This window comes from Pseudochelatococcus sp. B33, assembly GCF_053570585.1.
In genome coordinates, this window is sequence record NZ_JBSEFH010000003.1 from 133475 (window position 1) to 146908 (window position 13434).

At 66.4% G+C, this 13434-nt stretch carries 8 protein-coding genes; 2 read left to right on the forward strand and 6 right to left on the reverse strand.

The genetic code is table 11. From position 1 onward, the window contains the following. Window positions 1-3 precede the first annotated feature (3 nt). From glgB to ACUSIJ_RS04185, 4 genes are all read right to left on the reverse strand, one after another. Window positions 4-2238 carry a 1,4-alpha-glucan branching protein GlgB gene (gene glgB, locus ACUSIJ_RS04170; RefSeq protein ID WP_449307280.1) on the reverse strand — a complete coding sequence of 745 codons (2235 nt, stop codon included), beginning with the start codon at window positions 2236-2238 and terminating at the stop codon, window positions 4-6. Window positions 2239-2255: 17 nt separating this feature from the next. Beyond that, window positions 2256-5555, reverse strand: coding sequence for a maltose alpha-D-glucosyltransferase (treS, locus tag ACUSIJ_RS04175; protein WP_449307110.1), 3300 nt, complete (start codon window positions 5553-5555; stop codon window positions 2256-2258). Between the two features lie 3 nt (window positions 5556-5558). After that, window positions 5559-8810: an alpha-1,4-glucan--maltose-1-phosphate maltosyltransferase gene (locus tag ACUSIJ_RS04180; RefSeq protein ID WP_449307111.1), complete on the reverse strand. Its 3252-nt coding sequence runs from the start codon at window positions 8808-8810 to the stop codon at window positions 5559-5561. A gap of 205 nt (window positions 8811-9015) precedes the next feature. Continuing rightward, window positions 9016-9282: a hypothetical protein gene (locus ACUSIJ_RS04185; RefSeq protein WP_449307112.1), complete on the reverse strand. Its 267-nt coding sequence runs from the start codon at window positions 9280-9282 to the stop codon at window positions 9016-9018. A gap of 197 nt (window positions 9283-9479) precedes the next feature. On the opposite strand from ACUSIJ_RS04185, the gene ACUSIJ_RS04190 reads away from it, so the two are divergent. Beyond that, window positions 9480-9947, forward strand: coding sequence for a host attachment protein (locus tag ACUSIJ_RS04190; RefSeq protein WP_449307113.1), 468 nt, complete (start codon window positions 9480-9482; stop codon window positions 9945-9947). Between the two features lie 242 nt (window positions 9948-10189). On the opposite strand, the gene ACUSIJ_RS04195 is transcribed toward ACUSIJ_RS04190, so the two are convergent. Next, window positions 10190-11224: an aldo/keto reductase gene (locus tag ACUSIJ_RS04195; protein ID WP_449307114.1), complete on the reverse strand. Its 1035-nt coding sequence runs from the start codon at window positions 11222-11224 to the stop codon at window positions 10190-10192. Window positions 11225-11235: 11 nt separating this feature from the next. Beyond that, entirely contained in the window at window positions 11236-12417 is a 1182-nt protein-coding gene (locus ACUSIJ_RS04200) for an MFS transporter (RefSeq protein WP_449307115.1), read from the reverse strand. A 103-nt stretch (window positions 12418-12520) separates the two neighbouring features. On the opposite strand from ACUSIJ_RS04200, the gene ACUSIJ_RS04205 reads away from it, so the two are divergent. Further along, the gene (locus ACUSIJ_RS04205; RefSeq protein WP_449307116.1) at window positions 12521-13426 is read left to right on the forward strand and encodes a LysR family transcriptional regulator; all 906 of its coding nucleotides are present in this window, start codon (window positions 12521-12523) and stop codon (window positions 13424-13426) included. Window positions 13427-13434 lie beyond the last annotated feature (8 nt).

Genomic DNA, 13434 nt, shown 5'->3' on the forward strand with positions numbered 1-13434 from the left:
GGATCAGGCCTCCGGCGTCAGGAACATGGTGGCGAGCGGCGGCAGCGTCAGATCCAGGGAGAAGGGCTGGCCGTGGCTCGGCGCATCGGCGGCGATCACGCCCCCTGCATTGCCCATGTCGCTGCCGCCGTAGAGCCGCGAGTCGGTATTGAGGATCTCGCGCCAGAAACCCGCGACCGGCACGCCCACCCGATAATCCCTGTGCGGGACCGGCGTCATGTTGACGACGACCAGCACCGGCGCCTCGCCTTCGTCCGCGCGCAGGAAGGCGAAGACGCTGTTGCGGTTGTCGTCGATGACAATCCAGCGGAAACCCCTGCTGTCGGCATCGCCGCGATGCAGCGCCGGCCACTGGCGATAGACGCGGTTGAGGTCGCGCACGAGCCGCTGGATCCCCGCATGGTGCGGATCGGCGAGGAGATCCCAGTCGATCACGCCCTCGTGGTTCCACTCGCGCGGGGCCGCGATCTCGCAGCCCATGAAGAGCAGCTTCTTGCCCGGATGGCCCCACATGAAGCCGAGATAGGCGCGCAGGTTCGCGAAGCGCTGCCAGCGGTCCCCCGGCATCTTGCCGAGAAGGGAGCCTTTCCCGTGCACCACCTCGTCGTGGGAGATCGGCAGCACGAAGCGTTCCGAAAACGCATAGACCAGGCCGAATGTGATCTCGCCATGATGATAGGCGCGATGGATCGGATCGCGGGCCACGTAGTGGAGCGTATCGTGCATCCACCCCATGTTCCATTTGTAGGAAAAGCCGAGGCCCCCGCTTGCGGCCGGCTGCGTCACGCCCGGCCAGGCTGTCGATTCCTCGGCGATGGTGATGGCGCCCTCGCAGCGCTCGGTCACGACCGTGTTCAGGTGCTTCAGGAAATCGATGGCCTCCAGGTTCTCCCGACCGCCATGGATGTTGGGCAGCCATTGGCCGGGCGCGCGGCTGTAGTCGCGGTAGAGCATCGAGGCGACCGCGTCGACGCGCAGGCCGTCGACATGAAAACGCTCGAGCCAGCACAACGCGCTCGCGATCAGGAAGCCGGCCACCTCCCGGCGGCCGAAGTTGTAGATCAACGTGTTCCAGTCCTGGTGGAAGCCCTCGCGCGGGTCCTGGTGCTCGTAGAGCGCGGTGCCGTCGAACCGGGCGAGACCGTAGACATCGGCGGGGAAATGGGCGGGAACCCAGTCGAGGATCACCCCGATGCCGGCGGCATGGCACGCATCCACGAAGCGCGCAAAGCCTTCAGGCGGACCGTGCCGGGCAGTCGGCGCGAACAGGCCGAGCGGCTGGTAGCCCCACGATCCGCCGAACGGATGCTCCATCACCGGCAGAAGCTCCACATGGGTGAAACCCGCATCGACGAGATAGGGGATGAGCCGCCGCGCCAGATCGTCCCAGTCGAGCGCTGCTTCGCCTCCGGCCGTGTCGGCGGCCGTTCGCCCGACCCAGGACAGGGTGTGCACCTCGTAGATCGAGATCGGAGCGCCCCGGGCCTGCCGCGCGCCGCGCGAGGCCATCCAGTCGCTGTCGTTCCAGTCGAAGTCGAGCCTGTCGGCCACGACCGAAGCGGTCGCCGGCGGCACCTCGGTGGCGAGGGCGACGGGATCGGCCTTGAGCGGCAGGACCACGCCGTGCACGCCGCGGATCTCGTATTTGTAGCGCTCTCCGTTGGCAAGACCGGGTATGAAGAGCTCCCACACGCCAGCGTCGTGACGCAGCCGCATCGGGTGGCGGCGGCCGTCCCAGCCATTGAAGTCGCCGACCACGGACACCCGCTGCGCGTTCGGCGCCCAGACGGCGAACCGCACACCGGCAACGCCGTCGATCGTCATCGGCCGCGCACCGAGCACGCGCCACAACTCGCGATGCCGGCCCTCCGCGATGAGGTGGATATCGAGATCGCCCAGCGACGGCCCGAAGGAGTAGGGGTCGGCGCGCTCCTCGATCACCTCTCCACCCGCGTCCGGCCAGCGGATGCGCAGCGCATAAGGTTCCTCCCGCGCGAGCTGCCCGACGAACAGACCCGGCGCGGTCGTTTCGGCCAGCGTGGCAACCACGCCGCCGTCCCCGCGCGAAACGGCCTCCACGCCGAGGGCGCCGGGAACGTAGGCGCGCAGGATCAGGGCCTCTCCCACACGATGTGGTCCGAGTACGGCGAAGGGATCGCCCATGCGTCCATCCGCCAGCGCTGCGGCCACCTCCGGCGCGACGAGGAGCGAGGGATCGGCGGACGGACCGGAGGGCATGTCGCGACGGTCGTTCATCATGCGATTTCCCGGACAGGTGAATCGACGAGGGAGCCGATCAGCAGCGCCAGTCCGCGCAGCGGCACGCCGATCCAGGCGGGGCGGCTGGCGGCCTCGTAGCAGAGCTCGTAGGCGGCCTTCTCGAGAGAGAAGAGCCGGATGAGGGCGCGCTCTCCTTCCGGATCGGCCCAGTCGTGCAGGTCTGCCGGCAACGCCGCGCGGTAGCCCTGCAGGAAAGCCGCCGTGGCCTCCTCGCGGAACTCGGCGATCAGACGCTGCTTGTGCTCCATCTCCCCCGCCCGCTCGCTTCCCAGCTCCGAACGGGAGGCGACCGCGGCCACATAGTCGAAGGAACGCAGAAGCCCGGCCACGTCGCGGTAGGGACTTGCCTTGGCGCGGCGTTCGTCGAGACTGCGGTTCGGCTCGCCCTCGAAGTCGATGATGAAGACGTCGCTCTGGGCGATCAGGACCTGGCCGAGATGGAAGTCGCCGTGGATACGCGTTTCGAGCGAACCGGCTCCTGCCGAGGCCAGGTCCGCGATCCTGGTGAGCAGCCTGTCGTGGCGGGCGAGGATGTCCTGGGCGAGCCTGCCCTCTTCTTCGTCGGCCCATTCGCTTCTCGCTTCCAGCACCTTGCAGGCTTCATCCACCTGTCGCATCACGGCCTTCGCCCACTGCTGGCACCGTGCCTTGCCGGTCCGGACAGGCGAGAAGGCCGGGTCGTCGCTTGGAACGGCGAGCAGCGCATGCATCTGCGCGAGCGCCTGGCCCATGGACGTGGCGACCATCCGATAGGGGGCAAGCCATTCCCCTCGTTCGTCCGCATCGGCCGGATCCCGGCTGACGAAGTCGTCGCTGGCGCGGCGCAGATAGTCGAGCGTCCAGTCCCAGCCGTTGCCCTGGTTGTGCACGAACCCCTGGACGATGGCGATGGTCGCATGCTCGCCGTCACCACTGACCTTGACGACTTCGCCGAGCAGCGGCGCCGAATGGGCGAAGCCGAGTTCGGTAAGACGGCGGTTCATCTCCGCCTCGGGATGGACACCGGGTTGCATGCGCCGGATCAGCTTGATCACGAGAGCGTCGCCGACCATTGCCGAGCTGTTCGACTGTTCCGCGGCCAGCCAGTTGATGTCCGCGTCCGCCTCAAGCTCGGTCTCCCGCAGCCCCGGCTCGGGAAGGAAGCTGATGGCATCGTCTCCCAGGGCAAGTGTGCTGCCCGCGCGCAGGGCACCCACTGCAGCCCTCAGGAAGGATTCCAGGGCGAACGCGTCCGTGAGGTGGCCGACCCTGCGCCCGCGCCTCAGCCGCGACAGGGCGAGCTGCTGGGGCAGCGCGGCGGTGGCATCGTCTTCCCAGGCGATGCCGAGCGGCAGGAGGTAGCGATCGGTTCCCCGTCCTGTCGTCACCGCGATTTCGGCGAGGAGGCTGTCCGCGACCTTGGGCAGGACGGCGGCGGCCGTGATTTCGACTTTGCCGATGGACTCGTTCTTGGACGGGAACCAGCGCCGCTTCGCCAGATAGGCCGGCAGCGCCTCCCCCTCCAGAATCTTGCGGTTGGCGGGGCTCATGATCTCGTCGATGCGGTTGCGGATGATGATCGTCGCCAATTCCGGCAGCGGCTCCGGGGCGGGCTCGTGCCAGCTCGGCAGCTCTCCTTCCGAAACCAGGATGAACCAGTAGAAGCCGTAGGGCGGCAGGGTGAGGAGATAGGTGAGCTGGCCGATAGGCGGGAAGGATGAATCTCCGGTCATTTCGACCGGGATCCGTCCGGCGAAGGCCCCGAGATCGAGCTCCACCGCCTGGGGCGAGCGCGACAGATTGGCGACGCACAGCAACGTCTCGTCCTCGTGCTCGCGCAAATAGGCGAGGATCTTGCGGTTGCCCGGATAGAGGAAGCGCAGCGTGCCGCGGCCGAAGACGCTGTGTCGCCGCCGCACGGTGAGAAGCCGGCGCATCCAGTTGAGCAGCGAATGGGGATCGCGGCTCTGCGATTCCACGTTGACGGCCTCGAAGCCGTAGAGCGTGTCCATGATGGGCGGCAGGACGAGCTGCTCGGGATCGGCCCGCGAGAAGCCTCCGTTCCGGTCCGGCGACCACTGCATGGGCGTGCGCACCCCGTCCCGGTCGCCGAGATGGATGTTGTCGCCCATGCCGATCTCGTCGCCGTAATAGATGACGGGCGTGCCCGGCATGGACAGCAGCAGACCGTTCATGAGCTCGATGCGGCGGCGGTCGCGCTCGAGCAGGGGCGCGAGCCGGCGGCGAATGCCGAGATTGATGCGGGCCCGGCGATCGGCCGCATAGACCTGCCAGAGATAGTCGCGCTCGCTGTCGGTGACCATTTCCAGCGTCAGCTCGTCGTGATTGCGCAGGAAGATCGCCCACTGGCAGTTGGCGGGGATCTCGGGCGTCTGGCGCAGGATGTCGGTGATCGGGAAGCGGTCCTCGCGGGCGATTGCCATGTACATGCGGGGCATCAGCGGGAAGTGGAACGCCATGTGGCACTCGTCGCCGTCGCCGAAATACTGCTGGGTGTCCTCCGGCCACTGGTTGGCCTCCGCCAGCAGCATCCGGCCGGGATATTGGGCGTCGAGCTCGGCGCGGATACGCTTGAGGATGGCGTGGGTCTCCGGCAGGTTCTCGTTGATGGTGCCCTCGCGCTCCACGAGGTAGGGCACCGCGTCGAGCCTGAGGCCGTCGACGCCGAGATCCAGCCAGAAGCGCATGACGCTGAGAACCGCGCGGACCACCTGGGGATTGTCGAAGTTGAGGTCGGGCTGGTGAGAATAGAAACGGTGCCAGTAATAGGCCCCGGCCTCCGGGTCCCAGGTCCAGTTCGATTTCTCGGTGTCGAGAAAGATGATCCGCGTGCCCTTGTAGGCCTGGTCGTTGTCCGACCAGACGTAGAAATTCCGCGCCGCCGAGCCGGGCTTCGCGCGCCGGGCCCTCTGGAACCACGGATGCTGGTCCGAGGTGTGGTTGATCACGAGTTCCGTGATGACGCGGATGCCGCGCTGATGGGCGGCGTCGATGAAGCGGCGCACGTCGGCCATGGTCCCGTAGTCGGGATGCACGTCGCGATAGTTGGCGATATCGTAGCCGTCGTCGCGGCGTGGCGAAGGATAGAAGGGCAGCAGCCACACCGCCGTGACACCGAGCGAGCTGATGTAGTCGAGCTTGGACATGAGACCGGCGAAGTCGCCGATACCGTCGTTATTGGCGTCGAAGAACGACTTGAGATGGAGCTGGTAGATGACCGCGTCCTTGTACCACAGCGGATCGAACGGAATCTGGCTCTTGCGGCTTCTGGGCATGGCTCAGAGCTCCCCTTCGGGCCGCACCCGCCAGATGGCGAAGGGCTGGCCCGGATCGAGCGTCATCTGCTGGACCTTCCCCGCGACCACGAACGAGCTGTCGGCCACGAGGTCCTCCACATGCAGGCTGCCGCTGTCGGGAAGGCCCCACTCCCACAGCGGCACCTCGAAGGAAAAGGTCCGGCTCGCATACGGATCGAGGCTGACGGCGACGAGGATCGTATTGTCGCGCGTGGGGGTCGTCTTGCCGAAATAGAGCACGGCGTCGTCGAAGGCGTTGTAGAACGTCAGGCCGAGATGGCTATGGAGGGCCGGGTTGGCCTTGCGGATGCGGTTGAGGCGCGCGATCCCGGCAATGATGTTGCCGGGCGTGTTCCAGTCGCGCGGCTTGATCTCGTACTTCTCCGAATCCCAGTATTCCTCGCGGCCCGGCAGGCCCTCCGCCTCGCAGAGCTCGAAGCCGGAATAGACGCCCCACAGACCCGACAGCGTCGCTGCGAGCGCGGCGCGGATGAGAAAGCCCGGCCGGCCGGACCGCTGCAGGAAGAAAGGGTTGATGTCCGGCGTGTTGACGAAGAAATGCGGCCGGAAATAGTCCCGCGCGGAGGTCGTCGTCAGCTCGGTCAGGTATTCCGTGATCTCCGCCTTCTCGTTGCGCCAGGTGAAGTAGGTGTAGGACTGGGAGAAGCCGACCTTGGCGAGGCGATACATCATCTTGGGCCGGGTGAAGGCCTCGGACAGGAAGACCACGTCAGGATAGCGCCGGGAGATATCCGCGATCAGCCACTCCCAGAACGGCAGCGGCTTGGTGTGCGGATTGTCGACCCGGAACAGCCGCACCCCCTCCCCGGCCCAAAGCGCCACGACGTCGCGCAGCGCCAGCCACAGACCGGGCAGCGCCGCCTCGGCGTAGAAATCGACGTTGACGATGTCCTCATAGGTCTTCGGCGGATTTTCGGCGTAGCGCAGGCTGCCGTCCGCGCGCCAGGCGAACCATCCGGGATGCTCCCGCAGCCAGGGATGGTCCGGCGCGCACTGGATGGCGAAATCGAGCGCGAGTTCGATGCCGTGAGCGGCGGCGGCATCGCGCAGGCGGCGGAAATCGTCGAAGCTGCCGAGCTGCGGATGGATGGCATCATGCCCCCCTTCCGCCGCCCCGATGGCATAAGGGCTTCCCGGCTCCCCGGGCGCCGCGGTCAGCGCATTGTTGCGGCCCTTCCTGTTGGTGGTGCCGATCGGGTGGATCGGCGGAAAATAGAGCACGTCGAAGCCCATGTCGCGGATCGCCGGAAGCCGGCCGATCACGTCGTCGAAGGTGCCGTGGCGGCCGGGATCGGCGGTCTGCGAGCGGGGAAACAGCTCGTACCAGCTCGCAAAGCCGGCAGCCCGCCGCTCGACCACGACGGGCAGCTCCACGGGATGGCGGACGAGGAACTGCCGCGGATCGCAGGCGGCGGCAAGATCCTTGACCTCATCCGTGAGCAGCCCCTCTCGCCTGTTGTCGTCCGACGGGCCGAGCCGGTCGAGGATGCGGGCGAGCGCCTTGCCGGCGCGATCGTGCTTGCCTGCGACGGACTTGCCCGCGACGGACTTGCCTGCGACGGACTTGCGCAGATGGTCGACGCCTTCCCTGAGGTCGAGCGAGACGGACTTGCCCGCGCCATGCTTCTTCTCCACCTCGTTGCGCCAACTGCCGTAAGCGTCGCGCCAGGCTTCGATGGTGAAGACATGTCTGCCGACCCGCGTGGGCGTGAACGAGCCCTGCCAGCGATCGTTCACGAGCGGCCGCATCGGCGCGGCGCGCCACTCCTTCTCGTCGGCGGGCCGCCAGAGCAGCCGGGCGGCGAGCACATCATGGCCGTCCATGAAGATGTCGGCCTCGACCACGATGGTCTCGCCGATCAGCCGCTTGACGGCGAAGCGGCCATCGTCGACCGCAGGGGCCACCGCGTCGATGACGATGCGCGCCGCGGCCTGCGCCAGCGCGATGTCGGGGGCAGGAATTTTCGTGATCGGGGCGCCGGGCTCGACCGCAAGGAAGCGCACCTGAGCGGGTTTCAGGGTGATCCTGCCGTCGGGTGGAAGCGTGAGGTCCCCGTGCTCTGCGTCGCGAAGCGAAGCAATGCCGAGGGGCAGACTGCCGATGGTGCGCATGTCGAATACGGCTGGACGGGCGATGTGCGGATTGATCAGGATCAGCGTCGTCCGCGAGGCGCGTCGTGCATCGGCGCTGTCCGTGCGCAGGATGGCGGTGACCGGAGCGCCCGGCGCGCTCTGCGGGTGGAGAGCATCGTCACTGCCAAGGAAGTCCCCGCTCGCCAGCATGCGGTTGATGCCGGTAATGGCGCCTGTCCTGTCGACGCCCGCCACATCCCGGCCGGCAGGCCGCGCGCGAACCGGATCGAGCGGAGCCGTCGCGCCATGCTCGAAACCCATCGGTACGAGCACTCCCGCGCCAGTAGCCGCGGCAATGGCGAGGGCGCGCCGGCCGGTCCCGGGGCGCACCCGCTTGCCGAACGGCTGCTCCGGATAGGCGATCAGCGGCGCGACCGGTTTCAGCGCCTCATGCTCCCGCAGCAGCCACTCCGCCCTGCCGTCCCACCACGCGGCGGAGGAAATGAGATAGTCGAACCCGCAGCCCGACAGTCGCTGCACGTCATTCCAGGACGCCCCCGGCGTGTCGGCGATGAAAAGGCACTCGCGCCGCCTCCCGCGCACATCGCCGATGACACGCCGCCACACATCCGCAGGCGCGTGCGTAGGACGCAGACAACGGAACCCCGTGACACCAGCCTCGACGAGCCGCGTCAGCCGCCTCGCCCACCAATCGGCAAGGGCCTCGTCGCATCCGGGTTCGCCGAAGCGAGCGGCCAGCGCTTCGCGGCCCTCAATGTCTCGCGGACCGAGAACATCTGCGCCGGAAGCGCGGGAGAACCAGTCGCGCACCAATCCCTCGGTGTGCAGATCATCCGCGACCCGATCGATCACGATATCCAGTGTCAGCGCCAGATCGCGCCTCCGGCATTCCCCGGCGAGTGCAGCGATTGCGGCGTCCGCGCCGGTGCCATCCGGTCCGAAAGCGGGGTGGAGCTTGTCGTGGTCGGCCGTCAGAAACACGTCGCCGCGCCGGCCGGGCCGGAACAGCGGAGCGCTGAGAACGTGACTGAAGCCCATGTCCCGAACTCTGTCGAGGTCGCTCTTCCATTGGTCCAGGGGGCCGGCTACCAGTGGATGGATGTAATAGACGCGGAGCACGAACGCTGGAATCCTCTCTTCATCATTGCCTTCGACGGCGCAAGAGCGACATTCTTCGTTCTCCGGCCAGCCCCCTGGGCCCAGGCCGTAAACCCGAGACGTCTCTTCTTGCGGCGCAAACACGGTTATTAAACGCGCTCCCCCCGGGCAGGTTCCGCCGTGCGCTTCTGGTTCGGGGGTGTAGCGTGGGGGGAGACCGTCGCGGTCAGGCTTCGCGGCGGACGAACTTGTTGAACCTGCTTTGCCCGCCGCCCTTCGTCTCGTCCTGATAGAGAAAGGCGAGCCTGTTTTCATCGAAGATCTCGAAGAACGCCTCCCACGAAATTGCTTCCAGCCCTTCTTCCGGTTCTCCGAAGTCGATCCTGAGGATGCCGCCCGGCTCCCCCGTATTCACTCGGGCGGGGCGGCCACTCCTGCTCTCGGCCCATTGTCTTATTTCATCGTGATCGGTTGTCGTCGTCGCTGCGCTCATGATCCTTTCTCCCTTCCGACAGACGCCGAACCGGGAAAAGACGCGTATGTTCCGCGAGAAACGAAAACAGGAACCGGGCAGGCGCGCTGCGTCTTGTTCCCCGGCGAGCGTACGGCGGGACATGTATCGTCCCTTGCCTAATCACACGCGCCAGCCCATTTCCGATGAGAGGGATGAAACACGGAAGGAGGAGAACCGTGAAAGCAGAGACGACCTGGGTGCTCATAGCGGATGGCGCGCGTGCACGCATCGTCCGCGATCTCGGCGCAAGCCGTGAATCCGGTGAGCGGCCCGGGGATCTCGTCTTCGAGATCGATCACAAGAAACTGCGCGAGATCATGTCGGACAAGCCCGGACGCAGCTTCTCATCGCACGGACCGCAACGTTCAGCGATGGAATATTCGTCCGATCCAGTGCAGGCACAGGAAGAAAAATTTGCCGGCACTCTGCTCAAGGAGCTTGAACGACGCCATGCCTCCGGCGAGTTCGACCGGCTCGCAATCATCGCGGAGCCTCGGCTGCTCGGCGTCATACGCCGTATACTCCCTTCAACGCTGCGTGGCACGATCGTCAAGGAAGTCGCCAAGGACCTGACCAAGCTACCCGAGCAAGAACTGCGGGAAGCGATCGCCGAACTCGGAATCGGCCGCCACCGCCTCGCCTGATCGTCTGGGACGGAAGCATGGCGCTCAGGTAGCCCGAAGAGATTATCTGGCATTCCTCGGCTGCAATCGCCCGACTCTGCGTCCCCATGGCTCGCAGGGCCGACCACCCCTCGGGCGCGCTACCTCGAACGGCATCAGCGGCGCAATTCTGCCCAAAATTCATCAAAAAGCAGTTTCTTGGCCATGCCTGAGAAATTGCGCCGAGATGGTTAACAAACGGTTTTGTCAGGGGTTCTTAGACCCTAAGTCATCGGCGGATTGAGCCGCGCGAAGCCCTCCTGCCGGCGATAGGGGAAGTGGGGATAGGGCACGGTGACCGCGCTGGCCTCGTCCAGCCCTGCGATTTGCTCAGGCGTCAGGCTCCAGCCGACCGCGCCGAGGTTCTGACGCAGCTGTTCCTCGTTGCGCGCGCCGATGATGACGGAGGAAACGGTCGGGCGTTGCAGCAGCCAGTTGAGCGCGATTTGCGGGACCGTCTTGCCGGTTTCCTCTGCGATCACGTCGAGCGCGTCCACGATCCGATAGAGATATTCGTCCTCCACCGGAGGGCCGAAGCTGGCGGTTTCGTGCAGGCGGCTGCCTTCGGGCAGCGGCGTGCCACGGCGGATTTTGCCGGTCAGCCGGCCCCAGCCGAGCGGGCTCCAGACCAGCGCGCCGAGGCCCTGATCCTCGCCCAGCGGCATCAGATCCCATTCGTAGTCGCGTCCGACCAGGGAGTAATAGACCTGATTGGCGACATAGCGAGGCCAGCCATAGCGGTCGGCAACGGCCAGCGATTTCATGATCTGCCAGCCGGAGAAATTGGAGACGCCGACATAGCGGACCTTGCCAGCACGAACGAGCGTATCGAGCGTCGAAAGGACTTCCTCGACCGGCGTTGCTGCATCGAAGGCGTGAAGTTGGAGCAGGTCGATATAGTCGGTCTGGAGGCGGCGTAGCGCATCTTCGACAGCCCGGATCAGCCGGAAGCGGGAGGAACCAGCATCGTTGGGTCCGTCGCCCATGGGCAAGCTGGTCTTTGTCGAGATCAGCACAGCATCGCGCCGGCCCTTGACCGCCTCGCCAAGCACTTCCTCCGAAGCGCCGTCGGAATAGACATCGGCCGTATCGAACAGATTGACGCCGGCTTCGAGGCAGATGTCCACGAGGCGGCGGGCTTCCGCTGCATCGGAATGGCCCCAATTGCCGAAGAGCGGGCCGGAACCCCCGAAGGTACCTGCACCGAAGCTGAGGACCGGCACCTTGAGGCCGGATTTGCCGAGCGGTCGATAATCCATGGGAATGCTCCTTAGAGAACGGGATTGTAGGAAGGCGTGACCGCCGCGCTCTTGCTCGCCCGCACGGCGATCAGCGCGGTGGCGATGGCGAGAAGCGGAAACAGCGCGGCCGTGATCGGCACCATGGAGAGGCCCGGCCCTTGGTCGATGACCACGCCGCCGGCCCACGCCCCGATGGCATTGCCGAGATTGAAGGCACCGATGTTGAAACTGGACGCGAGGCTCTGGCCCGCGCCTTCGGCCTTGGACAGCACCCACATCTGCAAGGGTGCGACGGTGGCGAAGCCTGCCGCGCCGAGCAGGCCGGTGAAGATCACGGCGGCAATCTTGCTGTCGAGGGCGAAGGTCATGAGCCCGAGCACCAGGGCGAGCGCCGCCAGCGTGCCGAGAATCGTGCCGATCAGGTTGCGGTCGGCCAGCCTGCCACCCAGCAGATTACCCGCGACCAGACCGCCGCCGAAGATCAAGAGGATCGGCGAGACGGCTCTGTCGCCAAAACCGCTGATTTCGGTGAGCAGCGGTGCAATATAGGTGAAGACGGCGAAGACGCCGGCATAGCCGAGCACGGTCGTCAGCAGGCCGAGCAGGACGGGGCGGCGGGCAATGGCACGCAGGTCGGCCCGCCAATCGGAAGCTTCGGGCTGCGTCCGGTCCTGCGGCACCAGAGCGGCAAGGACGATCAAGGCGAACAGCCCTGTCAGCGTCACCGCCCAGAAGGTCGCACGCCAGCCATAATGCTGGCCGAGCCAGGTGCCGAAGGGTACGCCGAGAACGGTCGCGACCGTGAGCCCGGTGAACATAATGGCGATGGCCGAGGCGCGCTTGCTCCCGTCGACGAGACCCGTCGCCACCACAGCTCCGACACCGAAGAAGGTGCCATGGGCCAGGGCGGTCAGCACGCGCGCGGCCATGAGCCAGCCATAGGTCGGCGCGAGCGCGCAGGCAGCGTTGCCGATGACGAAGATGAGCATAAGGCCGACCAGCACATGCTTGCGCGGCCAGCGGGCACTCATGGCGGTGAGCACCGGCGCCCCGACGGTGACGCCGAGCGCATAGCCGGAAATCAGCAGACCGGCGGCAGCGATGGTGACGTTGAGTTCACGGCTGACCTCCAGCAGGAGGCCCATGATGACGAATTCGGTGACGCCGATGCCGAAGGCGCCGGCCGTCAGGGCATAGAGTGCCAGCGGCATGGTGCAGTCTCGATCTTCCTCGATGGGGTGCAGCCAAGATAGATCGGCGACGACAGGTGAGGTAGAATGCCGAACGGAACATCACTTATGAGATGAAATCATCATGGCGCGGCTTGAGGTCAACCGATCCGGCGAAATGGAAGTGTTCGTTCGCGTGGTGGAACTTGGCGGTTTCTCGCCCGCCGCGCGGGCCGTGCGCATGACGCCCTCGGCGGTCAGCAAGCTTATCGCGCGGCTGGAATTCCGGCTGGGCGCAAGGCTGATCAACCGCTCGACACGCCAGTTCCAGCTCACGCCGGAAGGCTGCGCCTTCTACGAGCGGGCGACGCGCATCCTCGCCGATCTGGAAGACGCGGAGCGTGCGGCAGGCGTAGGCGAGCAGCCGGTAGGCCGCGTGCGCGTCAACACCAGCGCCTCCTATGCCAATCACATCCTGGCGCCGGTGCTGCCGGAGTTTCTGGCGCTCTATCCGGGCGTCACGCTCGATATCGTCCAGACCGACGCGGTGGTCGATCTTCTGGCGGAGCGCACCGACGTGGCGATCCGCGCCGGGCCGCTGAAAAGCTCCAGCCTCGTCGCCCGCAAGCTCGGGGAAACGGCGCTGACGATCGTCGCCGCCCCGTCCTATCTCGATCGCTGCGGCGAGCCCCATAGCATCGCCGATCTCGAACGGCACAACCGCCTCGGCTTCGGTTATGCGCGGTCGATCGATGGCTGGCCGCTTCGAGAAAATGGCGAAACCGTCGTGGTGCCGGCGACAGGCCGTGTGCAGGCGAGCGATGGTGAGGGCCTGCGGCATCTGGCGCTTGCGGGAGTCGGCCTCGCCCGCCTCGCCGCCTTCACCGTGCGCGAGGACACCGCCGCCGGGCGGCTTGTGCCGATACTTGGCCATCTCGACGCGGGCGAGAAGGAAACCTTCCACGCCGTCTATGTCGGCCAGGGTGGTCCGCTGCCCTCTCGTGTCAGGGCGCTGCTCGACTTCCTGGCGGAGAGAGGCAGGGTGTCGTAAGCCGGCGG

Bases quoted from the DNA above. Each gene is read 5' to 3' on its own strand.
- glgB (WP_449307280.1), bottom strand. From the start codon at position 2,238: ATGCCCTCCGGTCCGTCCGCCGATCCCTCGCTCCTCGTCGCGCCGGAG.
- ACUSIJ_RS04205 (WP_449307116.1), top strand. From the start codon at position 12,521: ATGGCGCGGCTTGAGGTCAACCGATCCGGCGAAATGGAAGTGTTCGTT.
- treS (WP_449307110.1), bottom strand. From the start codon at position 5,555: ATGCCCAGAAGCCGCAAGAGCCAGATTCCGTTCGATCCGCTGTGGTAC.
- ACUSIJ_RS04200 (WP_449307115.1), bottom strand. From the start codon at position 12,417: ATGCCGCTGGCACTCTATGCCCTGACGGCCGGCGCCTTCGGCATCGGC.
- ACUSIJ_RS04195 (WP_449307114.1), bottom strand. From the start codon at position 11,224: ATGGATTATCGACCGCTCGGCAAATCCGGCCTCAAGGTGCCGGTCCTC.
- ACUSIJ_RS04185 (WP_449307112.1), bottom strand. From the start codon at position 9,282: ATGAGCGCAGCGACGACGACAACCGATCACGATGAAATAAGACAATGG.